Here is a 26,832-nt window from a genome sequence, read left to right on the forward strand (position 1 = left end):
GTTGTGTTGCGGCGCGAGCGTTGTGATGCAAACGCTTTACGTTGTGATACGAACGGGTTACGTTGCGATACGAGCACTTTACGTTGTGTTACGATGCGAGCGTTGTGATGCGAACGCTTTACGTTGAGATACGAACCGATTACGTTGCGATACGAGCACTTTACGTTGTGTTACGACGGGAGCGTTGTGTTGCGAACGCTTTACGTTGTGATGCAAACAGGTTACGTTGCGAAGCGAGCACATTACGTTGTGTTACGACGCGAGCGTTGTGATACGAAAGCTTTACGTTGTGATACGAACGCGGTACGTTGCGATACGAGCACGTTACGTTGTGTTACGGCGCGTGCGTTGTGATGCGAACGATTTACGTTGTGATACGAACGGGTTACGTTGCGATACGAGCACTTTACGTTGTGTTGCGGCGCGAGCGTTGTGATGCAAACGCTTTACGTTGTGATACGAACGCAGTACGTTGCGATACGAGCACTTTACGTTGTGATACACCTTAACCCAAAACCCCAAAAACACTCCCTAGTGAACCAAACTAGGAAGTGCATCATCAAAACTTTATTCATATATAACAACCAATTCTTCCGTCTTTACACCTTTTCCATCGACAATCTGCTGGACTTCTGTACCATCCAACGTCTCCTTTTGATAGAGGACAGTGACTAACTCTTCGAATTGAGGGGCATATTCACGGATAAGCTCTTCTGTTTTGCGCAGTGACACTTCAAAAATGGCTTTCATTTTCAATTCCTTTTCGCCTTTATTGAATGTCAACACGAAGCGATCTTGAAGCAATCCTGTATCTACCATCCGTTCAATGATGTCCTTTGCTTGTTGAACATCACCACTCACACCAATGCTGTGCTCGCCGAGATAAAGCCTTTCAGCAACACCACCTGCTAAAATCATGCTCACTTGATCCATTAGTTCGCTTGCAGTTTGTAGATGCAGCTCTTTTTGAATCGGTGCCACATAACCAAGCGCTTGACCGCGCGGTATGATTGTCGCCTTTCGGACAGAACCCGGTTTCGTCAATGCCGCGATGAGCGCGTGGCCTGCTTCATGAATCGCCACTCGTCTTTTCGTGTCAGGATCGTTTAATGCTCGGGAAGTGCTTCCTAGAATTGTACGGTCAATCGCAAAATCTAAGTCGCTCTTTCCAATTTCCTCACGGCCATCACGAATCGCACGTTTACTCGCCGTTTCAAACAATAAACTTAATTCCGCACCGGAAAAGCCTGATGTACTTTCAGCTAACACATCCAACGATGCATATACTTCATCCGCCAACAATCTTCCTTTCGTGTGGATGTCGATGATTTCACGACGCCCATTCGTATCAGGAAGCGGTACGTTAAATGTATAGTCAATCCGTCCAGGACGCAAAAACGCTTCATCGAGCATGTCTTTTCGGTTCGTAGCTGCAATGAATAAAATACCTTCATTGTCATTTCCACCATCCAATTGAACGAGCAACTCCGTTAACGTCTTCTCTGACTCTTCACCGCCATGCTCTTTCCGTTTACCAGCAAGCGCATCGACTTCATCAATAAAAATAACAGCGGGCCGTTGCTTGCGTGCATTTTGGAATAAAGTACGGACACGGGATGCCCCGACTCCCACAAATAACTCGGTAAAAGCTGAACCACTCGAAGAATAGAAAGTAGCGCCTATTTCATTCGCGATTGCTTGAGCGAGCAACGTCTTCCCTGTTCCAGGTGGTCCATATAACAAAATTCCTTTTGGCGCTTGAATCCCGACTTGTGAAGCGCGTTTTGGATCTTTAATAATGGATAATGTTTGGTGGATTTCTTCTTTCATCTCTTCAGGAAGTCCACCAATATCGTCAAGTGTTATGTCCGGTAAAGGTGTGGACTTTGAAGCGCTGTTTTTCATGGAAGATACACCGACGCCTAACTTTCCTTTTCGATGTAAAATGAACAACGTGAGAAGTGCTGCGACCAGCAATCCACCGAAGATTACACCACTGAATTGTCCACTATCTGCATATTTATATGAAAGATTATATTCTTCTACTAATTGTTCTGCCAACTGACTTTGCGGACGGACTTGCGTCACATACAATCCTTCAGCAGTCTTAAGGGAAAGCGTGCCATCTGCTGCCTCTTTCAAAGAGACTTGCTGACCTTCTTGTGCCTGTATCGTTTTCTCAAATTCAGAAAACGAGACATTCATTCCTTTATTTGCATTCGAAACATACCATCCAACAGTTGTAGCTACTCCAATGACTAAGGCGACTAGGACGACAATTTTCGTTGCAAATGTAGAATTTGGCTTCAAGCCATCCCCAACTCCTTTAAAAAGATAAAACCATTATATATAATATAAGATAGAAAGAACAGCAATTTACAAGAATTTTCATTGACAAATTTATCACACTAACTCGCTAACTAGAGTGGTATTCCTCTGTTATTACCGAATATACGCAACGTCTCTCAAGCCTATCTAGTTAACCTCATTCATAACTACAATCTCAGCAACTTGCTTTTTTCATAAATTCATGGTACACTATTTTTTCACAACATCGTATAGGTACTTTTACTAGATGGCATTCTACGTACTGTTTTTGAAGACACTTATTCACACTGGCGCGGCTAAAGGGTCGCAAGGACGTAAGAGAAGGTAGGGCTTACGTTGCTTAAGGATAGAAGACACCCAGTGGAACACTACCGCGGCACAACTCATTTTAACAGCATCCAACTTTGGATTTTTTTAGATGAACATAATAAGTTAAAAGTAAATATACAAAAAAACAAAGGGTTGCTCCTCAAAATGGGGGGCAACCCTTTTCCAATGTATTCAATAAATCCGTTCTTCTGTTTCCATATCAAAAAAATGTGCTTTTTCCATATCAAATGCGAGCGTAATCTGATCCATCGGCGAGATTGTCGTGTCTGAGTCAATTCGTGCGATGAAATCCGATCCATTCAAAGAAGAATATAAATACGTTTCTGCCCCCATCAGTTCAGCGACTTCAATCGTCGCTTGGAATGTAGCTTGTGCATTGAGCTCCACGTCTGCCGCTTTCGTATAAATATCTTCAGGACGGACACCTAGAATCAGCTCTTTTCCGACGTAACCTTTCTCTTTCAACAAAGCGCTTTTCCCTTCTGGAATGGAAACATGTACATCGCCGATGACAAAACCAGCTTCTGTCATTGTGCCGTGGAAAAAGTTCATAGCAGGTGATCCAATGAAACCACCAACAAAAACATTTCTCGGGAAATCATAAACTTCTTTCGGTGTACCTACTTGTTGGATAAAACCATCTTTCATCACAACGAGCCTTGTCGCCATGGTCATCGCTTCGGTTTGGTCATGGGTTACGTATATCGTCGTCGTCTGCAAACGTCTATGCAATTTCTGAATTTCAGCACGCATTTGGACACGTAATTTTGCGTCCAAGTTGGACAACGGTTCATCCATTAAGAAGATTTTCGCATCACGGACAATTGCTCGACCTAACGCTACACGTTGCCGTTGCCCCCCTGATAATGCTTTTGGCTTACGTGATAAGTAGTCCTCTAAGCCAAGTATTTTCGCTGCTTCCTGTACTTTTTCGTCAATCTCTTTCTTCTTCACTTTCCGCAACTTCAAACTGAACGCCATATTTTCGTAGACTGTCATATGAGGATACAACGCATAGTTCTGAAAAACCATCGCAATATCCCGATTTTTCGGCGCTACGTCGTTCATACGCTGACCGTCAATTTCAAAATCACCGTCAGTAATCTCTTCGAGTCCTGCAATCATACGCAATGTTGTCGACTTCCCGCAACCTGACGGGCCAACAAAAACGATAAATTCTTTATCTTCAATATGAAGATTGAAGTCTTTTACTGCGACAACGCCTTTATCGTATTCCTTCGTTAAATTCACTAACTTCAGTTCAGCCATACATGCTCCCCCAATTGCTACTCATTTTCCTTCCATTGTACTTGCTGTACATGCAACATCTTGTCTGTAGCCTATTGCTCCCCTACAGATCGTCATATGCACCTGTAAATCATGATCCAATAGCACAATGTCTGCATCTTTCCCAACTGCCAAGCTTCCTTTTCGATCAAACACGCCTAACCGTTTAGCCGCATTGGCAGATGTCATGTTCACCAAATCCTGTACTGAACAACTAGTAACCTCAAACATATTTCGCAAAGCATTATCCATTCGTAACACACTGCCTGCTAATGTACCATCTTTCAACGTTGCTTTAATCCCTTGTACCGCCACTTCTTGACCGCCTAATGTATACTCGCCATCCGTGAGCCCTTTAGCGCGCATGGAGTCTGTAATAAGAATAATTCTTTCTGACCCCATTGTTTTGAACAGGAGCTGTAACATTTCCGTTGATGTATGAACGCCGTCTGCAATTACTTCACACGTTAATTGATCAAACAGAAAGCCTGCCCCAACAACTCCGATTTCACGGTGATGGAGGCCAGTCATCGCGTTGCCAAAATGCGTCAAATGCGTTAAGCCCTTTTGGATTGCCTGTTGAATGTCGCCGCAAGTCGCTTTCGTATGTCCAGCTGAGACAATGACCGCCTTTTCAGCTAAAAAGGAAGTCAATGCGTACTGTTCGTCAAGTTCAGGTGCCAAAGTAACCACTTTCAATATTTCAAAACCATCAGCGAACCATCTTTCGACTAAATCGGTAGACGGTTTACGAATGAATTCACGTGGTTGGGCACCTGCCTGCTCTACGTGGATGAACGGCCCTTCCAAGTGGATGCCTAGCATCTCCGCTTTAGGCATATGCTCTCGCATGAATCGCCGACCCGTAGCAATTGTTTGGACAATGTCATTGTCTGATTGTGTTAAAGTAGTTGCCAAAAATGACGTCGTACCTTCTTTTGAGAGTGCGCTTGAAATCGTCTCAAAGGCCAAATTCGTCCCGTCCATAAAGTCAGCCCCTTCAGCTCCGTGGACGTGGATATCAATAAAACCTGGTAAGGCAAGACAACCTTGCGCATCAAGACTTTCTCCTTTCACGTCTTTAATAGGACTTCGAGAAATCTTGGTAATGACACCGTTTTCCACTAACAATTCACCCTCGATAATTGTCCCGTCTTCGCATGCAATTTTACTGTTGCGAATATGCAGTTGAGTAGACAGCTTGATCACCCTCTCAATCCGTCATTTTGTTTTTATCGGCCTGCCACTTTGAATCGTTTCAATCGCTTCTCTAGAAGCATCTAAATAATTGATTGTTGTATCGAACTGCTTTGACGCAACTGACATGAAAAGAATATCCATTACATGCAATTGTGCAAGCCTCGAAGAAGTTGCACCACTTCGTAAATTCGCTTCTTTTGTAGGAGAAGTGAAAAGTTGTATGTCAGCGATTTGGGCAATCGGTGTTTGACCGTACTTCGTGAGACTAATCGTCTTTGCTCCGTTTAAATTGGCCAATTCTACGATTTTTTGCACTTCAAACGTTTCTCCTGAAAATGAAATACCGACTACTACGTCTTCTTCTCCTACGTTTGCCATAATGGTAGCTCCCATATGTAAATCCGTACTTGCAGTCGATGCTTTATGGATACGTAAAAATTTCTGTTGCGCATCAATTGCTGGAATTCCGGAAGCGCCTACACCAAAGAAATGTACATTTTTTGCCTGAACAATGGCGTCCACTGCCAATTCAAGCTGAGTTGCATCCAATAATTCTGCTGTTTCAAGCAATGTGTGGACAGCATGCTCCGTCACCTTTTGTATTGTTGACGAAACGGACTCATTCGGTTGAATGTCCCGGTTTGTAATTTCAAGTTTTTTCCCTAAATCACCATTTATGCGTAATTTCAACTCTTGAAACCCTTTTAACTTCAATGACTTGCAAAGTCTTGTCACGGCCGCTCCACTCGTTTGGCTCATTTCGCCAAGCTCAGTAACTGTCATCGTGACAATTGCTTCTGGGTTCCCTAATATATAATCTGCAATTTTCTGTTCTGAAGGAGGGAGCATCTGTTTCATCTCATTGAGTAATATTAACCCACCACTTGCAATAGCCAACTCCATCCCTCCGTTTCAATGCCTAACGTTTCTCTGATCTCGACTTTGAAGTGCACGATACAACTTCATCACACACCTTCACTCGTCGCCAGTTTCAATGCTTTCCCAACAAATCCGTCCGATTCCAGGAGTAATTGGCGGGCTCGTTCCTTTGTCGTTTCTGCCAAAATCATGACAACTGCTACTTTTACATTATAGTCCGTTTCTTCCAATACTGCTTCCGCTTGTTCGTAACCGATGTCCGTCAGTGTACAGACCATTTTTTTTGCACGTTCACGCAATTTGTAATTACTTGCGTGCAAGTCCACCATCAAATTCTTATACACTTTTCCATTCTTAATCATTGCCGTCGTAGAAATCATATTTAGAACCATTTTATGAGCAGTAGCAGCTTTTAGGCGAGTCGATCCTGTCAAAATTTCAGGCCCTGTTAACACCTCTATGGGGATATCCGCGCATTCACTTATAATTGCTCGTTCATTACTCGATAAGCTCACTGTAACCGCTCCACATGATTGTGCATAAAGGAGTGCACCTTTTACATAAGGGGTGCGGCCACTCGCAGCGATTCCAAGGATGACATCTTTTTCATTCACTCGAAGGGCTTCTAGATCTTTCGCTCCAAGCATTGCATCATCTTCTGCTCCTTCAACCGCCACATACATCGCACCTGCACCACCCGCCAAAACCGCTTGCACTTGTTCGGGTGGCGTACTGAATGTCGGCGGGCATTCCACAGCATCCATCACACCTATTCTGCCACTTGTCCCTGCCCCGACATAAATAAGACGTCCACCGACCTTAAAAGCGTTGGCAACTTCCTCGACCGCTTTTTCAATTTGTGGCAATACTTGGCGAACTGCAAGGGCAATCGTTTCATCTTCTTCATTCATGGTCGTAAGGATTTCACGAATTGACATTTCATCTAATCGCGTCGTCTTTACATTTGATTGTTCTGTGAGTAGAAATGGTAACTTTTCCATCGTCCGCCTTCCTATCTATAGCATAAGTATTTTTCTCTTTTGTCCATGAAAACCGCTGTATCCGATTGGCATTTAGCCTGATAATCTCCTAGACTCCCTCTTAATAGACCATGGCGCAACTCAGCATTTCCTGCGAGCAAGTCAAACATCGGATGTTTCAACGATCCGTACGTCAAAAAATCCACTTGTTTTGGATACATGTCAATAATTTCAGCAAGAACGGTAACGAACGTATGTAAAGGCTGTATTCGTCTTGGTTCTGTCACGTGCAATTGAATGCCTTCACAATGTTCTCCTGCGTATTTTTGGTAAGTCGGTGTAAATGCAGTTGCTCGTGCCCGAATGGTTTCTATACCTAGTGAATTTACACGATCTTGCAGTTTTTCACCATCAATGAAAGGCGCTCCGATCACTTCAAAAGGTTGAGTTGTTCCCCTTCCTTCAGAAAGGTTCGTCCCTTCCAACAGACATGTACCAGGGTAGAGGAGCATCATCTGAACGGTTGTTGTATTGGGTGAAGGTGGCACCCATGGAAGCCCCGTTTCATGAAAGTATAAATTGCGTTTCCAGCCTTTCATGTGAATGACGTCCAATTGACAATGGATACCAAACACTTCATTAAAATAAGTCGCTAATTCCCCAATCGTCATGCCGTGCCGATTTGGAATCGGGTATAATCCGACAAACGATGTAAAGCCTTCCTCTATGAAATTCCCTTCAACGGCTTCTCCTCCAATCGGATTTGGCCGATCAAGTACAATCATCCGCTTCCCTTTTCTTGCACACGCTTGCATCATATAAGCCATCGTGTACATGTACGTATAATAGCGGGCACCAATATCTTGCATATCGAAGATGACAATATCCACTGCATCCATCATTGCATCCGTCGGCTTTTTCGTCTTCCCATACAAACTAAATACCGGAAGACCTGTAGAACAATGGACTGCATCTGTGAATTTTTCGCCTTCTCTTGCATTTGTCAATAGCCCATGTTCAGGGGCGAATAATGCCACCAAATGTAAGTCGGGATGATCATGGACTAATCGAATCGTTGAGACAAGTTCTGCATTTACGCCCGTTTGATTTGTCAATAAACCAATTCTCTTTCCTTTGAGCGATGATAAATCCTGTTCAAAAAACACATCCACACCTAACTGTACTTGTTGTGAACGCATCATTCTTTCACGCCACCTAGTGTTAAACCTTTAACAAAATAGCGTTGGAACAGAATGAATACAATAATCATCGGAATGGCTGCTACGGCTGCTCCACTCATGAGTAGCTTGAAACTTGCCAAGTTGGCATCTTGCAACGTTTTCAAGCCGACAGGTAACGTGTAAAGCTCCGCTGTATTCAATACGATAATTGGCCATAGGAAGGAGTTCCACACATTCATGAATGTAAAGATTCCAAGTGCCGCCAAGCCAGGTTTCGCAAGAGGTAAGACGACTGTCCAAAATGTTCGCCATTCACTTGCTCCGTCGATTTTAGCCGCTTCAAGCAACTCATCCGGAACGGAATACATGAACTGCCTCATAAGAAATACACCGAAAACCATTGATAGATCTGGTAAGATTAACGCCCAATGGGTATCCATTAATCCAAGATTCCCGACCATGATGAATAACGGCACGAGTGTTACTTGACCAGGGATCATCATTGTTGAAATGATAATCCAGAAGATGAGATTTCGTCCTGGGAACTTCTTTTTCGCCAATACATAACCGGCCATCGAGTCGATGAGCAATATGCCAATCGTTACAACGACGGCGATATAAATACTATTAAAAAACCATTTCCCAACATCGTGTTTTTTGAACAAAGTTTTAAAGCTGCCAAAAGTATTCGATACGATATGATCCATCATCTCGCGATGGTAGGCTTCTTCTTCCACATCTCCCGCTTTCGCTGCTTCTCTCGCTTCTCCCCAATGTTCAAAATAGAGCGGGATGCCCATCGGATACATTTTTGGAGGATTAGAGTCTACATAAGAGACTGGCCGCTCCATATCTTGTGATTGGTAGCTGCTTAATTGCAATGAAGTGGAAAACACCCAATACAACGGTAGCAATGAGACGATTGCAAAGACAAATAGCAAGCCGAATATGATAAATTTATTTATACGATCTAGCGGTTTTTTCTTCATTTCCTATCCCCCAATCACTCATCGTGGCGAAGCATCCGGAATTGGATGACGGAAAAGATGAGGATAATGACAAACAATACAACGGACTGTGCCCCAGCCAATCCAAATTCAAAGTCGCGGAAACCGGTTTTATAAATTAAGTGGACAAGCGTTTCCGTTGCACTTCCCGGTCCGCCACCTGTCATCATAATAATTTGTGTAAACACTTGGAAGGAACCAATTGTGCTTAACAAAACAAGGTATAGCGTCGTCGGCTTGAGCAACGGAATCGTAATATGAATCCATTGCTTAAACTTCCCTGCTCCATCCATCCTTGCCGCCTCATACAATGACTGTGAAATCGAGCCCATCGAAGCCAAATACAAAATAATGCCGACACCGAATGGAATGAGACATTGCATAATAATTAATGCCCATAGTGCTGTGCTTGATTGACCGAGCCAATTGATCGGCTCTACGCCGAACCACCCTAGAACATAGTTGAATAATCCGAAGTCATAGTTGTACATCCATCTCCATACCATCGCAATGATGACCATAGATGTAACAGTCGGTAAGTAAAATGCAGATCTGAAAAGGCTTTGCGAGAACTTCCCAAGTTCAAATATGAGTGTCGCGAGTACGAGTGCACTAATGACACCGAATGGAACGGTTACAGCTGTAAATAGCAAAGTGTTTTTTAAAGCGATACGAAATGCTTCACTTTGAAACACTTCTATGTAATTCTCAAAACCGACAAATTCACTACCGAAAATTTTGTACTTTTGAAAGGATAATACGAAGGCCCATACAACTGGGATGGCAACGAACAATGTAAACAATATGAGTTTAGGTAATAGAAAGAGGTAGGCACTATAGTTTTTTTTCATTGCCCGAAACACATGTCTGTTCGGTTTTTTCACGCGTAACTTCTCTTCTTTTTTTGGAACGGCTCCCATTGGCATTTGCGTCATGTTGGACACCCCCTAAAAGTGAAGCAGGCATACGCGATGCATAGCCTGCTTGTGAAATCTTACTCTAGTATTTTATCGACAGCTTTCTTTGCATCAGCCATTGCCTGCTCGGCGGTTTTCTCTCCGTTAAACACGAGCTGTAGCTCTGTTTGGATTGCTTCATCGATTTTTCTCCATTCTGGATGACGTGGAAGCATAATAACTTGGTCAGACATTTCCATCGCGCGTGTCATTTCAGGATTGTCTTTGAATGGATCCATTTCTGCAGCACTGATGCGTGCAGGGAAAATTCCGTAATTTTGAGCCATATGAGATTGCTCTTCTGCAGTTGAGATGAATTTCATGAAGTCTGCAACGGCAGCTTTCTTATTTACATCTTTTTGGTGCATCATGACCCATCCACCAACACCACCGATTGTGACTGGATCCCCTGATTCACCAGTTGGGTAATCAGCAACCATGAAGTTTGTCGGGTATTTACCTTGTGCTGCACCAATTGCCCATGTTGCCCAAGGTTGCATTGCGACTGTCCGTTGCTCTTCATTCGCCCATGCTTGGAACGTTCCACCAACGTCATTGCCACCGTGTGTTTCAGGCGCAACTTTATGCGTCAATTTTAAATCAGCTAAATCTTGAATCGCTTTCACAGTTTCTGGTGAATCGAAAGTGAACTCCGTCATATCATCATTAAGTGGTGAACCTCCGTTTTTGTAGAAGAACGGCCATGCTTCATAGTAGCCAGGCATAATGTATGTGGAGAAGCCGTGGACATCAATTTTCCCATCCCCATCACGGTCGAAGGTCAGTTTCTCAGCAGCTGCCAAAAACTCATCATATGTCCATTTTCCATCTTTCGGAGGCTCAACGCCTGCTTCTTCAAATAAATCCAAGTTCAAAAGCATGGAGTGTAGCGTAATACTATTTGGAATACCGTACAATTTCCCATCATGGGTGTATGCATCTAACGCGTTTTCGTAGAAATCTTTTTTCGCGTCTTTGTCAAAATACGGATCTAATGATTCGATGACGCCTTGTTCAATATGATCAATACTTACAGCGCTCCCACTAATATCGACTGGCGCGATATCTGGCCAAGCTTTACCTGCAATCGCAACACCTAGTTTATCGCCCATTTCAGCCCAAGGCACTTGGACTAAATCGATTTCAACGCCATCATTCGCTTCTTCGTATTCCTTAATTTTCGCTTCTAACCAATGGAATTTATTGTCGTCTTCATCTGGCCATCTCGGTCCGTCCCAAATCGTTATTTTCCCTTTAAATTCTTCTGCATTTCCTGCATCTTCTTTCTCACTACAAGCCCCAAGTACAGTTGCTGCCAACCCCAATGATAAAACGGCTGCTGCTGACTTCTTCCACAATCTCTTCATCTCTTAACCCCCCAAAGTTTTAAATGATTATATGGTTACAACTTTTTCCCCTTTTGTTTAACAGTTATTTGTTACTTGTATTGAGTGTGTCTTACTTTTTTCAGGAAACGGATAGCTAAGCGCCAGGGTGTCGGCTAGCTTCGAGTGTCGGCTAGCTTCGAGTGGCAGCTGCTCGGGTCATAAGGAAATCCGCTGTGTGGCAAAGGGCGCCACTTCGCGTCTTTGCCTTATGCCTGTCGCAGCTAGACGCCACTCTCCGCTTTTGATATCGTCCAGCTCCGAGTGGCAGCTGCTCGGGTCATAAGGAAATCCGCTGTGTGGCAAAGGGCGCCACTTCGCGTCTTCCTCTTATGCCCGTCGTATCTAGAGCGGCGCCTTACGCTTTTGATATCGTCCAGCTGCGAGTGGCAGCTGCTCGGGTCGCTTCAAGCTCAAGGTAAAGGCAAAGAGCGCCTTTTCCTTGAGCTTTCCAGCGCCTGTCGCAGCTAGACGCCACTCTCCGCTTTTGATGATCCCCATGCGATTTTTCCCATTATGGTTTCTTTTCTCGCTCCTGTTGCTTCTGGGAGGGAGTTTGGTGTTTTTTGTATGCCTAAGTAGCCGAGTAGTGCGAAGACGAAGGCTTCTTTGGCGTCTGTGTTGATGCCGGCTTCGGTTGATGTGATGAGCCGGATGTCGCTTGGTAACAGTTGTTGGATCATTGCCATTAACGTACTGTTGTGTGCGCCACCGCCACTGACAATCACTTCGTGTACGTCATGTGTGTCTCGGTATTTTAGGATTTCAGAAGTGATGGATGATGCTGTGAACATTGTGGCGGTTGCAATTTTGTCGGCGGATGTGCAGTTGTATGCATCCCCTTCATACCAGAATTCTTTCACATACGCCTCTCCGAACAACTCGCGCCCCGTGCTTTTGGGAATAGGTGCTTTGAAATACGAATGCTGTAACAAATCTTTCAGCCATGCATTTTGCACCGTGCCACTTCTAGCGATTTCTCCATTCTCATCAAATGTCACTTGGCCATTTGAATGCCTCAAGATACAAGCGTCAATGATCATATTGCCGGGCCCTGTATCATAGGCAATGATGCTTTCTGTTGAATGAATAGGAGGCAACACTGTCAAATTAGCAATTCCGCCGATGTTAACGAGCACACGACCAGTTGTTGATTGGAATAATAGCTTATCCGCATACGGCACTAAAGGAGCACCTTGCCCTCCAACAGCCATATCTCTCGTTCTGAAATCTCCGATGACAGTCCGACCCGTTCTTTCAGCAATTACTGCAATATCTCCAATTTGTAGCGTATTCGGTCGAGCATATACATCAGCCACATTTACAGACGGTTCGTGCCAAATTGTCTGTCCATGTGAACTGATTACATCAACGGTGTCTATAGGAATCTCTAATTCTTCTAAAGCTTCTATTACGTATGTCGCAAACAGTTCACCCAAATACATATTCATGGATGAAACTTCTTGGACAGATGTCCTTGGATCCATGAGTGCATGAAGCTTTTTGCGTAATGCCTCGTCATAGGGCTTTGTCGTAAAACCAATCAATGCATGTTGCAGCGCTGACTGTTCATACGAAAAATCTACAATGGCAATATCAAGCCCATCCAAAGAAGTGCCAGACATCAATCCACAAACGCGCATAGGCTTCAAAGGCATCCCCCATTCTTCATAAGACTTTGTAAACGCTTACCAATAGTTTAGCTGTTGTGAAATTAAATTTCAATACAAATTTATTTTTCTAAAAAGAATTTTCAATCACGTAATCGTCACAGGCAACTTACCACTAACAGGGCATTCCCCTACTAAATACTTGGCTACCACCACAAAAGCTGTTTCTGTAAATTCATACGTACAAACCATTCGATTGACGTTTACGAAGCAGCCGGCGTCATACGGTGAACGGATTGCTACTACGTCTACAGGTTTTCCACTTGCTACTAACCGCTGTACAAATTGTTGTTGTTCTAGTTGTTGGACTGCATTCAATGTCAGAACAACAATGTGATCAACGTTTTGAGCAACTTCTAACACTTCACGAAGACGGTTTTCATCTTGCATCGATGCAATCTCCATTGCAGTAACATGTCGGTGAACTTTGTTTAATTGCGTCGCCATGGATAACGTAGAATAGCGTTTATCTTCCACTAACGTTGCATAGTTGTTCGTCGGATATACGAGTAAGACATTGTCATCTTGTTGAATGGTTGTACCAGGCCCTACGACTTCTGTAATCCCTTTTGCGTAGACCTCTTGCATCTGCTGTTGGTGGTGAAGGGAACCGACTTCTTCCAAGCCGTTTAGGTTTGTCTCAATTTCCTCCCATGACGAATACAAATTGGCAAGTTTCTCAATTCTAGCGATTGAGGCGTCAATTTGCTCTTCGGCTATTCTTCCCGTTCGTACTGCTTGTTCCAACGCCTTGACTGCTTTCTCTTGCAAGTCATGCAAATGGGAAACCATGACAAAATCAACACCCGCTTCGACTGCTCGGACACATCCCTCCACTGTCCCTACACCTTTCGCAATCGCATCCATTTCCATACAGTCTGTCGTAATGACACCTTCAAATCCTAATTGTTCTCGCAATAGCCCTGTTATGATCGCACGAGATAACGTCGCTGGCACGTTTGCTTCACGTTCTAATGCAGGAAAGTAAACGTGCGCACTCATAATCGCATCTGCCCCAGCACCCATACATGTTTTAAATGGCACTAATTCCACCGCATGTAAACGGTCCAAGTCATGTGCAATGACCGGCAAATCAAGATGAGAATCAACACTCGTATCGCCATGACCCGGAAAATGCTTTAATGTCGTCGCAATCCCTGCTTCTTGCATACCCATCATTGAATGTTTTGCCATTTCTGCGACTTCCATTGGATTTTCACCAAAAGAACGTACACCGATTACCGGATTGGCCGGATTATTATTCACATCCACGACCGGAGCAAGGTTCCAGTTAATGCCGAGCGCTTTCAATTCTTTACCCGTCAAAAAACCTGCTTGCTGTGCTAAAAGAGAATCTTTTGTCGCTCCTAATAGCATCGCGCCCGGTATAATTGTCGTCCCTTCTCCCAATCGTCTCACTACACCGTTTTCCTGATCGATGCATATGAGCAATGGTGACGTATACCCTGCTTCTTTCGCTTCACGTTGCAAACTGTTCGTCAACTTGCGGATTTCCGCAGGCGTACCAATGTTTCTGCCAAATAATATAATTCCTCCTATGTGATACGTATGGATCAAGTGTTTTATTTCCTCAGACATCGTGATCCCTTTAAATCCGGCTACAAGTAGTCGACCGACCTTCTTTTGTAAATTCATGGTACTCCTCCTTTTTAAAATGCAGCCTACAATGTATTCCACTGCCCTCGATGAAGACTAATCGCTCATTTAGTTTCATATAGTTTTGTCATGATGAGGTTATGTAATCGTGGCCGCAAGCGAATCATGGAAGCGGTTCTTCCAAAGTAGACTCGGTTGGTCAACAACATGACAGTCAGTTCATTCACCGGGTCAATGAAAAAACTTGTGCCCGTAAACCCTGTATGACCATATGTTTTTGAAGACATCAGGTCTCCAACAGGACTCGGCCCTTCTCCCTTTAACTGCCAGCCAATCCCTCTGCTTTCGGTTGAATACGATGTAAAATTCTTTTTAGAAAGTGCTAACCACTGTGGATGAATAATCATCCTTCCATTATAGACACCCTCCGTCTCCAACATCGACGTGAAACGTGACAAATCTTCCATTGTTGAAAATAAACCTGCATGCCCACTCACACCGCCCATGAATTCCGTATTATCATCATGGACAATGCCATATTTGCGGCCTTGTAAGTGCTCAACATATTCTGTTGGAGCAAGCTTATCCCGAGCGACTTGCGGTTTAAAGCAAGTAGCCTGCATGGAGAGCGGTTCAAATAGATGTGTCTTTGCATATTCTTCAAGCGGTTGTTGTGTTACTTGTTCAATAATCTCCTTTAGTAAGATGAACCCTAAGTCACTATAGACGACAGCTGTATCTGATTGATAAGTCAACTCATCGCGCTTAATTTCCTCCAATACTGCTTGCGCTGACAGCCTTCGTTCAAAGTAAGGCCTATGCGCAATCAAACCGGAAGAATGGGTTAACAATTGTTGAATGGTTATAGCTTCTTTTCCTTTATTACCAAAACCATCAATGAATGTAGCGACTTTGTCATGTAAGTGGATTTCGCCTGCGGCACAAAGTTGTAAAATTGCCGGCAACGTCACCATCACTTTCGTTAAGGACGCCATATCAAAAACGTGAGCACTCGTCATCGGGACTTTGTCATTTTCTAAACTATTTGTTCCGAGTGCTTCATCTACAACTATTCTACCTTTATGTCGTATCCGAATGACCGCACCTGGTGTCACTTGCTCATCGATTTCTCGTTGTAAAAACGCTCGTATCGCTTCTCTCAATCACTTCACCCCTATCGTTTTGCGCATTCCTTGATAGCGTTTCCAAGGTATGAAACCAAGTTTTTCATAAAATGAATCCAGTTGCGTCCAGTCAATGACAATTTCATCCACACCTCTTGACGCCAATTCATTGGCTGCCGCCTTTACTAAATCCAAACCAAAGTGCTTTCCCCGTATTGACTTGTCTATTCCTAACGGGCCAATTCCACCTAATTCACCTTGTACTAATCCGGACCAATAAACGTTTTGCGCAATAACTGGCGACTGTGCATCATTGATTCGGCAAAAACCTTTCAATCTATCCTTCTGATATAAACCTATGAATTCCCGACCTGTCCCTTGCAGTTTTTCGTAATGAACCGCTTCGTAATGCCAACGACCAGGAAAAGTGTGTTTTAGGAATTGGACGAGGTTCGGTACGTCCTCATCACTTAGCACGCGAAAATTGTCGGCTGAATTGGTTAATTTGTACAGCTCAGCATTCCTCATATCCTTTTTCAAATCGGTTTCGGCAGCAGTCTTTTCATAGCCTTTTTCCTTGAACCATTCAATAGCAGATAGATCTTCTAGCGGCACACCTGGAAAGTAATGCCACGGATCACGCCCTAAAAGAATTTCATGCACATTTGCTTCCTTTAATGCCTCTTCCGCATGATAAAGGAGCTTCGACCCGATTCCACGATGACGTGCAGAGGATTTGACGAGTAAGCATTGAAGCCAACCAATTGACGTCGACATTTGTACAGGAAGCTGTTCTTGAAACTGTTTCGTGACAACAAAGCCGAGTAGCTCACCATTTTCGACGATCGCTACGGATCCTTTCCAATTTACATTTGAATCACGGGTGGTATTTTGATGCCATAACGCATTTGTCATCGGAAAACGATTTCCGATTGTATCATTCCATAGTTGCACAATTTGTGAATGATCAAGCTTATCCATGTACACTTTTTCCAATGGTACACCCCCCTAAAGCTTTTCATTGAATCGAGCTGAAAAGTCCTCTGCTACTTGTATGCCTTCACTTGCAAAAGCTGCTAAAACAGCTCCTCCGACTGGTGGTACTTTTGTTAATTCAAATGTAACAGACGGCAACGACACTTTTGACAGTGCGCGAAATTTCTCTATAAAAAATGGTCCTTCGGAAAAAACGCCACCTGATAACACGATGTTTGTTGCATGATTGTTAGCAAATAAAGTCCGATGACACGTGTGAATGGCATGCACCATTTCTTTACACGCTTCGTTTGTAATAGCAAGCGCAACCGCATCACCTTGTTGTGCCTCTTCCACAACGATATGTGCAAGGGGCGCAATTACCGATCTCGGATGCTCATTCCCATAGACTTTTGAAATGATTGTAGGAACATGAGCTATTTGGAAGTGCTTGCAAAAACGGTTCGACAATGAAGTCTCTGGACCACGTCCATCGTACGCACGAAAGATCGCTTTTAGCGCATGCTTGCCTAAATAGAAGCCGCTACCTTCATCATCAAACAAATAACCCCAACCACCTACTCGAGCCTCTTTGCCTTCTTCATTCACACCTAATGTGATTGCTCCTGTGCCTGCAATTTGCACAATACCCGGCTTCCCTAATGTGCCTGCGTAAAGTGCATTCCACGCATCATTTTGTACTGTAACAACAGTTTGTGGCGGTAACCCTTTACGCAAAAGGGTTACCACCTCCTTATCACGACCACTTTCGCCAACACCTGCTATGCCTGCATAACATAAGGAAAGTTGTCGAAAAACATCGTCGTTTTGTTTTTTTATGTCCACTAATAGAGAACTTAACACTTCTTCAAATGCTTCTTGCGTGAGGGTGTTCGGGTTACTTCTGCCAGCAACAGCATGCATGTAAACGTTCCCAAATTCATCCGCAACAACTGCAGTTGTTCGCGTCCCCCCACCGTCTATTCCTAAAACATACATGATACGACGACCGCCTTTTTAATATCTAGTTTCCAAATCAATTCCTGTATAAAAGTGCTTTAAGATGACATCGTACGTATAGCCTTTTTCAGCCATGCCGACAGCACCGACTTGTGACATCCCAACTCCATGTCCCCAGCCGCCGCCATCTACTTTGTATCCGATTGTTTCGCCTGTCTCTTGATCTTTCACTGGCTCAATGATGAATAGCGTACTCAGCAATACTGCTGGGCTTCCGTTTGCGTTAATATATTGCAATGCCCACCGAATACGGTCTTTATATTCGTAGAACGTCCCATTTTCCGTAACGAACTCAATCACCGCAGCTCGTCCTGATCGCGAACGTTCCGTCACATTAATTTCAAGGACTCTACCAACATCCGTATTGAAATAACTTCCGATAACGTCACTAATCTCTTCGGCAGTCCACTCGAAATGCCAGCGGTAATACCGTGACCAGTCCGCTTCAAAATCTCCATTCTTCACTTTTCGTAGCGACTCGGAGTTCCCGGTTTTCTTGTAAATTTCCAACGCAGGTACATACTTCAATGAATTCCCTTTCTGCGCTACATGTGTCGCCCGCAAATACGGCGTTGCTTCCGAGTTCCATACATCTTCATTGCTCGCGGTAAAACCTCCACTCGTCGAATGGAATACAGCAGTGATCAACTTTCCGTCATATGTCGCTACAATCCCTTTTGTCCCGTCAACCGCCTCGTTGGATATTGGATGTTCTGCCGTAAATCCTCCATATACTTGGTCAGATGTCGTTGGCAATAAATCATACCCATCCGCACTTCGCTTGCCTAGGTTAGAGAGTGCATACGTACGAGCCGCAATCGCTTGTGCTTTTTGCGCTTCCACTTCTCCATAAGGAACTGGTGGAAGTTCTCTTGGCACAACTCCATACAAATATTGTTCGATGCTTAATTCATTAATACCTGCTAACGTACCACTACTATTGAAGCCTACTTCTGCCACACCTCGATACGCCTTTCCATTGATCGTCACCATTTCGGATGCAGCAATCACTCGTACAGCATTCGTTGTCTCTTTCACAACACCGTCCATTGAAATCGTCAGTCGTTTTTCTCCTTCAGCTGTCGTAACGACTTTCCAAAATGCATCATTTGCTGCTAACCCTTTCGCGACAACTTCATTTTTAAAAGCGACCCGTTCAGCAAACGAAGCATCCGGTGCAAATTCACCGAGGTACAAACGATAGCCATTGTTATAGTCTTCTACATAAGTGGCATAACCCTCCTCAGTTGCACGCCGAACCCAATCTGCAACATACACATCACTTGTCGTGAACGCTACTTGTAAACGAAAAAAACTTTGTACCGTCGACGTACCACTCAACGCCACAACGCTTTGCGCATTTGCGCCTGTGAATAAAACCTCACCTGTCTGCTTATCAATAATGTCAAAATTCCCTTGTCCCCCAATACTTAGAGACTCAACAGCCGGCAAGACCCCAATCCGGATGATCGGTTCCTCAGCAGACTCGCCTGCAGACGCCAAAGACGCCCCCCATCCTTGAAGTACCATCGCACATACAAATACACTGACAGTAAGAACCTTCCACAATCTCATTCACTCACCCATCCTCTCAATATAGACTATTCAAACAGCTTGCTAGTATAAAAAGTTCGACGCCTCTATGAAAATACCTTTTAAAAATATAGATTATTTTCGATATTTTTTTTCATCCATTCAAATCGGCACCTTTTTCACACCAGACCCAAATTTGTCAAAACCCATTCAGCGCGTTTAACAGCAACTATGTATAGTCCTCTCCGCGAATTCCCAAAGCACTTTCGTAAAACGTGGCTCTGTAATCGGTACGCGGCATAAACCACTTAATCGCCGCATACTTCGCCGGTTCGCAGCATAATCCTCTCAATCGCGGCATACTTCGCCGGAACACCGCATACTTCTGCAAAACGCGGCATACTTCTTCGGATCGCCGCATAACTCCTCATAACAACGCAATCCTCTCCGTAACGAGCAAACTCCGCAATGGAAACTCTCAGTCATGCATGACCAAAAAATAAAAAACGACCTCAAAGACTTATCGTCCTTTCAGTCGTTTTTCCTCCTCTTGCATCGCCTTTACACGGACATCTCCACCCGTTTTTCCTGCACGCATCGTCAGTCGTTCATGTTCAGCTATAGCTGTCAACACATATATGCTTTGTAGCATTTTATATCCCTCCATTTCATCACCCTTCTCATACTATGTAGCGTTTTCCATTTGGAGACGACTCTAGTAAAAATACTATTATTCAAAAGCGATCTATAATTCAGACACAATATGATTTATTGAATAAAGAACTGTAGAAACGATCTTCAACCTGTGGCAATAACATTCTACTGCAAGTGCGTTTTATATAGATGGTTCTGTTTTATTCCAAAAACACATCGTAAACTTCGTGTAATCCTTTGTAACATTTCTGTAATTTTACTGCCTCTAAACTGTAATGTTTAACCTGTAGACTGATAAATGTAAAATAATTGATCGGTAAATAGAAAATAATTAAAGCCATATAGATCAGTGGTGGATAGGGGAAATGCATGAAGAAAGTCGCTTTATCATTACTCGTAGCAGGTTCATTGGCATTTGGTATTACAACTGAACATTCACAAGCAAGTGCAAATACAACAGAAGTAGCATCCGTACAAAATAGTACATACTCAACTGCATATAATGTCAATGTCCGTTCTGGAGCAGGAACAGGTCATAAAATTGTTACGTTAGCGAAAAAAGGCACGAAGGTTTCCGTCATTGGAGAGAAAAAAGTTGGGAAACAACTTTGGTTCCAAGTGAAAGTGAACGGTAAAACGGGATGGGCACTTAGTTCTTTATTGACAAAAAAAGCAGTCACAACAAGTAGCGCTGCGCCTTCTTCAAAAGTTGTAGAAACAGCAAAAGGACTGACAGGCATACCGTATCGTTTTGGCGGTACAACGACGAGAGGATTCGACTGCAGTGGTTTTGTTCAATATGCATTTAAGAAATCCGGTAAATCCGTTGCAAGAGATACACTTGGCCAATATGCACAAACGAAAAAAGTAAGCAATCCTAAACCGGGTGATCTCGTATTTTTCAAAAACACATACCGTCCAGGCATCTCTCACGTCGGTATTTATATTGGAAATAACAAATTTGTCCACGCAGGTGGAAAGAAGTCTCAAGTTGTTAGCTTGGACAATCGCTATTGGAAATCAAAATTCCATAGCTTTAAGCGTTTCTAATTGAATTAGTGTCTCACAAAAACCGTGTAGAGCAAGTAAGTCCTTGCTCTACACGGTTTTTGTAATTGACTAGTTTTTCTTCAACACCGTACGATTTTCTTCCGCATGCGGCCATGTTTGCAGAAATTGTATCGTCTTCAAGCGACCAATCTCCATCATTTCTTCTTTTTTTTCATCTTCAAGATCAAACTGTGTCGCACTATATTGCTCTACCGGTATAAAAATAATATCTTTTTCATGTTTTCTAGAAATATAGCGCTCATCATGTGCATTTTTCATTGTGGAAAATAATCCTTCAAACAAATTCAATGCATTATCAATTTTCCTTCCAGGCATTTTATCTTTTGGGTGACTCAATTTCATGCCAATTAACGGCCTTTTACGAAAACCGTCCGCTTCATCAAAAATCCACATCGGGAAATTGCTCAACACTCCCCCGTCTACGACAATTGTCTCGCCTGTCGGTGTTTTTAACCGCACTGGCTCAAAGAAAAAAGGAATTGTACAACTCATCCGCAAAGCACGTGCAATCGGAAACATGCCAGGTTCTATTCCGTAATGTACGAGATCATCTGGCAATACAATCATCTTACCGTTTGTCAAATCAGAGGCAACCAACTTTAATGAACCCGCCGGTAAGTCCGAAAAATTGTACAGCCCTTTTAATGATAGTTTCTCAAAAAACCAATCTTCCAATGCTTGCCCTTGATAAAGTCCCATTCGCCAATAGAGGAACAACCATTTCATGAATGGAAACGGAATCAGCGTTTTACGTGGATCGAGTAAATTTTGCAAATCTTCTTCTTGCATCATATCCTCGATTTCCTTTGCAGTATACCCCGCTGCTATGAAGCTCGCCACGATCGCACCCGCACTTGTTCCCGCAACACGTCGAAAACGGTAACCTCTCACTTCCAACGCTTGGTATGCACCGACTAAAGCAAAACCTTTTAATCCACCACCCGCAAACACGCCATCGATATACACAGCATCCCTCCAATTGTTGGTCATAGGAAGAGCGCAATGAAACAGCATTCATTGCTATTTGACAAGAATCGTTTTTCACCAAAACATAAAGCTTACATGTAGTTTCCATCCTCTGTATAACGGGTATTCATGCAATACATACACCACCTAAAGGAGGAAAATTTCTATGGATAAAAAGGTATTTATCGGCATGTACCACAACGACTCGGAACTGATGAAAAAAATAGATGACTTGAAAGCACAAGGCATAGATGGTGAAAATATCTACTTAATTGCACAAGATGATTCGGATGTTACAATGTTCCAAGGAATGAAATATGGAGATGTTCAAACGACCCCTGATTCATGGTTTGACCGCTTTTTAGATTTCTTAACTGGAGAAAACCATGTCCGCAGCATGTTGCAAGAAGTCGGTGTGCCTGAAGAAGATATGGACAATTATTATCGTGAAATAGAAAAGGGCGGAAAACTGCTGTATGTGGATCAAGGCGAACTGCACGAGTATCATGCTCAAACGATTAATCAATTCGGTATGATGAACGAAGGTACGGATCCTAACCTAGGAGCAAACCGAGTGACCCCTGAAGATTATGAGTCGCCTTCTTCTACGCATGAAACGAACAGAATGGTTGATCCTCAAGCACCATTAGGACGCGTAGGTGGTGAAGCGATGTCAACATTTAATCCAGCAACAATGTCCATCACACCTGGTGTCCCACAAGCACCTCTAGTGAATCCAGATGCTCTTTTACCGAAAGATCCAGCACAAAAGGAGCTTGAAGAACAGCGTGCCATCAATGAAGAGGTTGTGAACAGGCAGCAAGCGCTACACGAAGAAGTCGTTCATCCGTCAGATGCAACAGTTGTTCATAATCAGGAAGCTTTTAGCGAATCTGAACAACTAGCCTCTGTCGATCAAGAAGTGAAAATCCAAAAAGATGACGAAACGATCCGCGTTCCACTCGAAGATTTCCACCCTGAAAGCCCGGTCGATGCGTATACGACGGAGCAACTAGCAGAGAGTAAAAGGACCGATTATACTACCAATGAGCAACCACCATCTAATCAGTTGTCTGAAGAACAACAACTGACTGATGAGCGTGTTACCAAGCGTCCGAACAACGAATTCCCACACTAATCAGAGAGGAGCACCCCTTGAATGTTTACGTTTCAGGGGTGTTTTTTTCAAGAATTTAAAGCTTGTGAATTCCTAAGTATCCAGTTCGTCAGATACGTTTTGAACGTCTTGTAACGTAAGCTTTTCTAACACTTCATGTTGAAGGTCACCCATTTTTTTATTGTGCGCATTGATTTTATCCAACATGTCGAGAATATCGTATAAGTCATCATATTGATGAACTGCAAAATCATTCATCGACAATCGGTGATTTTGCAAGCTCCTTCTCAAACGAAATACTGTTTCGGCTTGCTTGCTAATTTCATGATGAATGGCATCTTGCTGGGTAGTCGCTTCTAGTAAAGTGTTGTAAATGCTGCCCATTCGTTCTTCCATTTCGTCATGTCGAAAGCGTTGTACATGTTTTTGTTGCTGGACCGTTTTCAACAACTTTTGCGATAGTGCCTCAACTCTTGCAACGGCATCTTGAAGGTGTACGTTCGTCTGTTGCTGTTCTTGCATAAAAGAAACATGGGGATTCCAAACAAACTGTTTTTGATTTGTCACGCTAGCATCTACCTTTTCGTGCAAATGAACGTTAGGCTTTTTCAAATGCATGAACTCCTCTATTTTTTCTTCCTTCTATCCTATGTTAAACACCCAGTTAGATGTTCTCTTTTACCTGAAATTTGTTTTCTTCATCCAGTTTCAGGGTAATGTAATTGTAAAAACACGAGGAGGTGCATTTGTGAAGAAAACCTTTATCGGCGTTTATCATTTCAGAGATCAGTTATTTTCAAAAATAAAAGAGCTACAACAGCGAGGCGTTCATGCAGAAGATATATACATTGTCGCTAAAGATCAAGTTGTCGTTGAAGAATTGAAAAGCGTCACATCCCAACACATCCAAGATTCCCCCTCCTCTATGGTGAAACGTTTTTTCGGGTTCTTAACAGGAGAAGACAATGTACGTAGCATGCTGGGTGAAGTCGGCTTTTCAAAAGCAGAAGCTGATTTGTATTACAAGCAAGTTATGAACGGAGCAATGCTTATTTACATTGAAGGACCACCGCTAGATGATCCTCCGATGTCAGCACTTGTTGTAGGAGATGATGGGTATCGAGCGTATGAGCCTGTGCAGACTGAAGACTCGAAAGTGTCAGGATTAGAAGGTGAATAGAGAAACATCCACATTTGTGGGTGTTTTTTTATGGGGTTTGCGGCGAATTGATGGATTATGCGGTGTTCTAGCTGGTTATGCCGCGTTTGAGCAGAGTTTGCGGTGTTCTGGCCGGTTATGCGGCGTTTGAGCGGAGTTTGCGGCGTTTTGGCCGATTATGCCGTGTTTGAGCAAAGTATGCGGTCTTTTGGCCGGTTATGCGGCGTTACAGTGGAGTTTGCGGCGTTCTAGCCGATTATGCCGCGTTTGAGCAAAGTATGCGGTCTATTGGATGAGTATGCAGTTTCTAGGTCTCAAGCATATGGCCTATCTCCGCGGGTATTTTACTATTTAACACATTCTATTCGCGCCAAATGATTTTGACAAATTAATAATTTGTATATTAAGATTTATAGTCAATTAATATTGATTTATCAAACTACTAATGATACTCTACATGAAAGCGCTTTATTTTTTTGTATACTAGTTGAATTTATTTCAACTTTGTTGAATCGAGTAACTACTATCCTAGGAGTGAGCTTATGAAAACGAAAAACTCTAGAATACCAAAGTATTTTCAAATGTCCGTTTCAGATCGACAAGAAGTATTGGCTTCTTCACTTTTACTAAAAGAGGAACAGCTAAACGTATTAAAAAATGCTACTGATGGTTTACCTTTAGCCATTGCAGATAAAATGATAGAAAATGTTATCGGGACATTTCCATTGCCATTTGGGATTGCGACAAACTTCACGATCAACGGAAAAGATGTGTTAATTCCCATGGCAGTTGAAGAGCCTTCCGTTGTCGCTGCCGCTTCTAATATGGCAAGGATTGCAAGAAGTACAGGTGGTTTCTCTACTACGTATTCTGGTTCCATCATGATTGGACAAATTCATGTCACGAACATTAAAGATATGGATGAAGCAAAACAAGCAATTAACGATGCGAAACTTGAACTCATTGAAAAAGCGAATACGTACGACCAGACTTTAGTTGAATTAGGTGGAGGCGTAAAAGATATTGAGCTTCGCGTTCTTGAATTGGGAACTTCTGAAAAAGTACTAATCATTCACTTACTCGTAGATGTTTTAGATGCGATGGGGGCAAATGCAGTAAACACCATGGCAGAAAGATTGACACCGACAATAGAGAAGTTGACTGGTGGGGATGTATTATTAAGAATCTTAAGCAACTTGGCCGTTTATCGTCTGGCAAGCGCCAAAGTAAATATACCTTTCCTTTCTTTAGAAACAAATGAATTTAAAGGTCAAGATGTCGCAAAAAGAATGGTGTTAGCGAATGAAATAGCATTGGCAGATCCATACCGTGCAGCCACACATAATAAAGGGATTATGAACGGGATTGATCCAGTATTAATTGCAACTGGAAATGACTGGCGTGCCATAGAAGCTGGTGCACACGCTTATGCCACGAAGGAAGGTCAATATTCAGCTTTGACAAAATGGTATACTGATGACAAAACATTATATGGTGAGTTAACAATGCCAATGGCAGTCGGTATTGTGGGCGGAGCAACAAAGACACATCCTATGGCACAACTTTCACTTCAATTAATGGATGTTAAAACAGCGTCTGAGCTCGCACAAATTATTGTTGCTGTCGGTCTCGCTCAAAACATGGGCGCCATCCGTGCTTTAGCAACTGAAGGCATTCAACGAGGACACATGACACTCCATGCCAGAAATATCGCTTCTCAAGTTGGCAGAAATCCTGAAGAAATCGACTGGTTGGAGCAAGTAATGATTGAGAAAAAAGATGTTAGGATGGACACTGCAAAAAGTCTGCTAAACAAGAAATTGATAAGTGAGTGAAAACGATGAACCCTAATCAAACTGGTAGGAAAATAAAAGAACTGCGACGCAAAAAGAACATGACACAGCAACAATTAGCAGAAGCAACTGGTTTCACAAAAAGCTTAATATCAAAAATTGAAAACGGACAAACAGGTTCAGCAATTGCTACTCTCTCCAAAATTGCTTCCGTGCTAGGTGTCACCTTGTCATGGCTATTGCAAGAAGAATCGGATGCGGAACTTGTTATTATGAAACAAGAGGAGCGCAAAACAATTGAAGCTGGAGAAGAAGCAAGTTATCTGTATCAATCGTTGGCAAATCTATCTACAAACAGTAAAATAGAGCCTGTCGTCGTCACTGTCATCCCTGGGGCAGATATGATTCAGCCTTATACGCATGAAGAGGATGAGTTCATTTTCATCCTGTCCGGAAAAATCAACTTTTCATACGGTGGAAAAACGACTATACTTCAATCTGGAGATAGTGCCTATTTCAAAGGGAAGACTCCACACGTATTTTTACCAGGAAACGATATGGAAGCGAAAGTATTAACGATATTTATTTCCAACAACTAGG

23 protein-coding genes are annotated in these 26,832 nt (G+C 43.0%); 5 read left to right on the forward strand and 18 right to left on the reverse strand.

Features of this window, described 5'->3' with window-relative positions:
• Positions 1 to 567: 567 nt before the first annotated feature.
• The 16 genes from ACVHUV_RS17935 to ACVHUV_RS18010 form a co-directional block, all read right to left on the reverse strand.
• Entirely contained in the window at positions 568 to 2,310 is a 1,743-nt protein-coding gene (locus tag ACVHUV_RS17935; protein WP_462085515.1) for an AAA family ATPase, read from the reverse strand.
• 519 nt (positions 2,311 to 2,829) lie between these two features.
• Positions 2,830 to 3,927 (reverse strand): oligosaccharide ABC transporter ATP-binding protein MsmX, encoded by a 1,098-nt coding sequence (gene msmX / locus ACVHUV_RS17940; protein WP_462085516.1) that lies wholly within the window; start codon positions 3,925 to 3,927, stop codon positions 2,830 to 2,832.
• Between the two features lie 21 nt (positions 3,928 to 3,948).
• Positions 3,949 to 5,154, reverse strand: coding sequence for an N-acetylglucosamine-6-phosphate deacetylase (gene nagA / locus ACVHUV_RS17945; RefSeq protein WP_462085517.1), 1,206 nt, complete (start codon positions 5,152 to 5,154; stop codon positions 3,949 to 3,951).
• A 12-nt stretch (positions 5,155 to 5,166) separates the two neighbouring features.
• Positions 5,167 to 6,048, reverse strand: coding sequence for a MurR/RpiR family transcriptional regulator (locus ACVHUV_RS17950; RefSeq protein ID WP_462085518.1), 882 nt, complete (start codon positions 6,046 to 6,048; stop codon positions 5,167 to 5,169).
• A gap of 62 nt (positions 6,049 to 6,110) precedes the next feature.
• Positions 6,111 to 7,025, reverse strand: a complete 915-nt coding sequence (murQ, locus tag ACVHUV_RS17955; RefSeq protein WP_462085519.1) for an N-acetylmuramic acid 6-phosphate etherase — start codon at positions 7,023 to 7,025, stop codon at positions 6,111 to 6,113.
• An 11-nt stretch (positions 7,026 to 7,036) separates the two neighbouring features.
• Entirely contained in the window at positions 7,037 to 8,206 is a 1,170-nt protein-coding gene (locus tag ACVHUV_RS17960; protein WP_462085520.1) for an exo-beta-N-acetylmuramidase NamZ family protein, read from the reverse strand.
• Positions 8,203 to 9,174 carry a carbohydrate ABC transporter permease gene (locus ACVHUV_RS17965; RefSeq protein ID WP_317942388.1) on the reverse strand — a complete coding sequence of 324 codons (972 nt, stop codon included), beginning with the start codon at positions 9,172 to 9,174 and terminating at the stop codon, positions 8,203 to 8,205. The genes ACVHUV_RS17960 and ACVHUV_RS17965 overlap by 4 nt, the downstream gene beginning before the upstream one ends.
• 14 nt (positions 9,175 to 9,188) lie before the next feature.
• Complete coding sequence (locus ACVHUV_RS17970; RefSeq protein ID WP_317942387.1) at positions 9,189 to 10,127, reverse strand: carbohydrate ABC transporter permease; 939 nt, start codon at positions 10,125 to 10,127, stop codon at positions 9,189 to 9,191.
• Positions 10,128 to 10,186: 59 nt separating this feature from the next.
• Entirely contained in the window at positions 10,187 to 11,515 is a 1,329-nt protein-coding gene (locus tag ACVHUV_RS17975; RefSeq protein WP_317942386.1) for an extracellular solute-binding protein, read from the reverse strand.
• Between the two features lie 485 nt (positions 11,516 to 12,000).
• Entirely contained in the window at positions 12,001 to 13,176 is a 1,176-nt protein-coding gene (locus tag ACVHUV_RS17980) for an anhydro-N-acetylmuramic acid kinase (RefSeq protein WP_462086947.1), read from the reverse strand.
• Between the two features lie 114 nt (positions 13,177 to 13,290).
• Positions 13,291 to 14,859, reverse strand: a complete 1,569-nt coding sequence (gene nagZ, locus ACVHUV_RS17985; protein WP_462085521.1) for a beta-N-acetylhexosaminidase — start codon at positions 14,857 to 14,859, stop codon at positions 13,291 to 13,293.
• A gap of 65 nt (positions 14,860 to 14,924) precedes the next feature.
• On the reverse strand, positions 14,925 to 15,983 hold the full coding sequence (locus ACVHUV_RS17990; protein WP_462085522.1) for a serine hydrolase domain-containing protein: 1,059 nt from the start codon (positions 15,981 to 15,983) through the stop codon (positions 14,925 to 14,927).
• The gene (locus tag ACVHUV_RS17995; RefSeq protein WP_462086948.1) at positions 15,984 to 16,931 is read right to left on the reverse strand and encodes a GNAT family N-acetyltransferase; all 948 of its coding nucleotides are present in this window, start codon (positions 16,929 to 16,931) and stop codon (positions 15,984 to 15,986) included.
• 21 nt (positions 16,932 to 16,952) lie between these two features.
• Positions 16,953 to 17,918 carry an N-acetylglucosamine kinase gene (locus tag ACVHUV_RS18000; RefSeq protein ID WP_462085523.1) on the reverse strand — a complete coding sequence of 322 codons (966 nt, stop codon included), beginning with the start codon at positions 17,916 to 17,918 and terminating at the stop codon, positions 16,953 to 16,955.
• Between the two features lie 18 nt (positions 17,919 to 17,936).
• The gene (locus ACVHUV_RS18005; RefSeq protein WP_462085524.1) at positions 17,937 to 19,514 is read right to left on the reverse strand and encodes a SpoIID/LytB domain-containing protein; all 1,578 of its coding nucleotides are present in this window, start codon (positions 19,512 to 19,514) and stop codon (positions 17,937 to 17,939) included.
• Between the two features lie 478 nt (positions 19,515 to 19,992).
• On the reverse strand, positions 19,993 to 20,124 hold the full coding sequence (locus tag ACVHUV_RS18010; RefSeq protein ID WP_317942380.1) for a hypothetical protein: 132 nt from the start codon (positions 20,122 to 20,124) through the stop codon (positions 19,993 to 19,995).
• A 371-nt stretch (positions 20,125 to 20,495) separates the two neighbouring features.
• Here ACVHUV_RS18010 and ACVHUV_RS18015 point away from each other — a divergent pair, with 371 nt between their 5' ends.
• Positions 20,496 to 21,176: a C40 family peptidase gene (locus ACVHUV_RS18015; protein WP_371389068.1), complete on the forward strand. Its 681-nt coding sequence runs from the start codon at positions 20,496 to 20,498 to the stop codon at positions 21,174 to 21,176.
• A 69-nt stretch (positions 21,177 to 21,245) separates the two neighbouring features.
• Here the strand turns inward: ACVHUV_RS18015 and ACVHUV_RS18020 are convergent, their stop codons facing one another.
• Positions 21,246 to 22,163 carry a patatin-like phospholipase family protein gene (locus tag ACVHUV_RS18020; protein WP_371389067.1) on the reverse strand — a complete coding sequence of 306 codons (918 nt, stop codon included), beginning with the start codon at positions 22,161 to 22,163 and terminating at the stop codon, positions 21,246 to 21,248.
• Between the two features lie 166 nt (positions 22,164 to 22,329).
• Between ACVHUV_RS18020 and ACVHUV_RS18025 the strand changes: the two genes are divergently transcribed.
• Positions 22,330 to 23,301 carry a YflT domain-containing protein gene (locus tag ACVHUV_RS18025; protein ID WP_462085525.1) on the forward strand — a complete coding sequence of 324 codons (972 nt, stop codon included), beginning with the start codon at positions 22,330 to 22,332 and terminating at the stop codon, positions 23,299 to 23,301.
• Positions 23,302 to 23,373: 72 nt separating this feature from the next.
• Here ACVHUV_RS18025 and ACVHUV_RS18030 read toward each other — a convergent pair whose 3' ends face one another.
• Positions 23,374 to 23,892 (reverse strand): hypothetical protein, encoded by a 519-nt coding sequence (locus ACVHUV_RS18030; RefSeq protein ID WP_371389065.1) that lies wholly within the window; start codon positions 23,890 to 23,892, stop codon positions 23,374 to 23,376.
• 136 nt (positions 23,893 to 24,028) lie between these two features.
• Here ACVHUV_RS18030 and ACVHUV_RS18035 point away from each other — a divergent pair, with 136 nt between their 5' ends.
• The 3 genes from ACVHUV_RS18035 (at position 24,029) to relB (ending at position 26,831) form a co-directional block, all read left to right on the forward strand.
• Complete coding sequence (locus ACVHUV_RS18035; protein WP_462085526.1) at positions 24,029 to 24,460, forward strand: YflT domain-containing protein; 432 nt, start codon at positions 24,029 to 24,031, stop codon at positions 24,458 to 24,460.
• Between the two features lie 470 nt (positions 24,461 to 24,930).
• Entirely contained in the window at positions 24,931 to 26,274 is a 1,344-nt protein-coding gene (locus tag ACVHUV_RS18040; RefSeq protein WP_462086949.1) for a hydroxymethylglutaryl-CoA reductase, degradative, read from the forward strand.
• 5 nt (positions 26,275 to 26,279) lie between these two features.
• On the forward strand, positions 26,280 to 26,831 hold the full coding sequence (gene relB / locus ACVHUV_RS18045; RefSeq protein WP_462085527.1) for a type II toxin-antitoxin system RelB family anti-toxin: 552 nt from the start codon (positions 26,280 to 26,282) through the stop codon (positions 26,829 to 26,831).
• Position 26,832 lies beyond the last annotated feature (1 nt).

The organism is Sporosarcina saromensis, assembly GCF_054901285.1.

What these genes read in the sequence shown, in the direction of transcription:
- ACVHUV_RS17975 (WP_317942386.1), bottom strand. Translation starts at nt 11,515, where the DNA reads ATGAAGAGATTGTGGAAGAAGTCAGCAGCAGCCGTTTTATCATTGGGG.
- nagZ (WP_462085521.1), bottom strand. Translation starts at nt 14,859, where the DNA reads ATGAATTTACAAAAGAAGGTCGGTCGACTACTTGTAGCCGGATTTAAA.
- ACVHUV_RS18025 (WP_462085525.1), top strand. Translation starts at nt 22,330, where the DNA reads ATGGATAAAAAGGTATTTATCGGCATGTACCACAACGACTCGGAACTG.
- ACVHUV_RS17980 (WP_462086947.1), bottom strand. Translation starts at nt 13,176, where the DNA reads ATGCGCGTTTGTGGATTGATGTCTGGCACTTCTTTGGATGGGCTTGAT.
- ACVHUV_RS17970 (WP_317942387.1), bottom strand. Translation starts at nt 10,127, where the DNA reads ATGACGCAAATGCCAATGGGAGCCGTTCCAAAAAAAGAAGAGAAGTTA.
- ACVHUV_RS18005 (WP_462085524.1), bottom strand. Translation starts at nt 19,514, where the DNA reads ATGAGATTGTGGAAGGTTCTTACTGTCAGTGTATTTGTATGTGCGATG.
- ACVHUV_RS17950 (WP_462085518.1), bottom strand. Translation starts at nt 6,048, where the DNA reads ATGGAGTTGGCTATTGCAAGTGGTGGGTTAATATTACTCAATGAGATG.
- ACVHUV_RS18015 (WP_371389068.1), top strand. Translation starts at nt 20,496, where the DNA reads ATGAAGAAAGTCGCTTTATCATTACTCGTAGCAGGTTCATTGGCATTT.
- msmX (WP_462085516.1), bottom strand. Translation starts at nt 3,927, where the DNA reads ATGGCTGAACTGAAGTTAGTGAATTTAACGAAGGAATACGATAAAGGC.
- ACVHUV_RS17960 (WP_462085520.1), bottom strand. Translation starts at nt 8,206, where the DNA reads ATGATGCGTTCACAACAAGTACAGTTAGGTGTGGATGTGTTTTTTGAA.
- ACVHUV_RS18010 (WP_317942380.1), bottom strand. Translation starts at nt 20,124, where the DNA reads ATGCTACAAAGCATATATGTGTTGACAGCTATAGCTGAACATGAACGA.
- ACVHUV_RS17965 (WP_317942388.1), bottom strand. Translation starts at nt 9,174, where the DNA reads ATGAAGAAAAAACCGCTAGATCGTATAAATAAATTTATCATATTCGGC.
- murQ (WP_462085519.1), bottom strand. Translation starts at nt 7,025, where the DNA reads ATGGAAAAGTTACCATTTCTACTCACAGAACAATCAAATGTAAAGACG.
- relB (WP_462085527.1), top strand. Translation starts at nt 26,280, where the DNA reads ATGAACCCTAATCAAACTGGTAGGAAAATAAAAGAACTGCGACGCAAA.
- ACVHUV_RS18000 (WP_462085523.1), bottom strand. Translation starts at nt 17,918, where the DNA reads ATGTATGTTTTAGGAATAGACGGTGGGGGGACGCGAACAACTGCAGTT.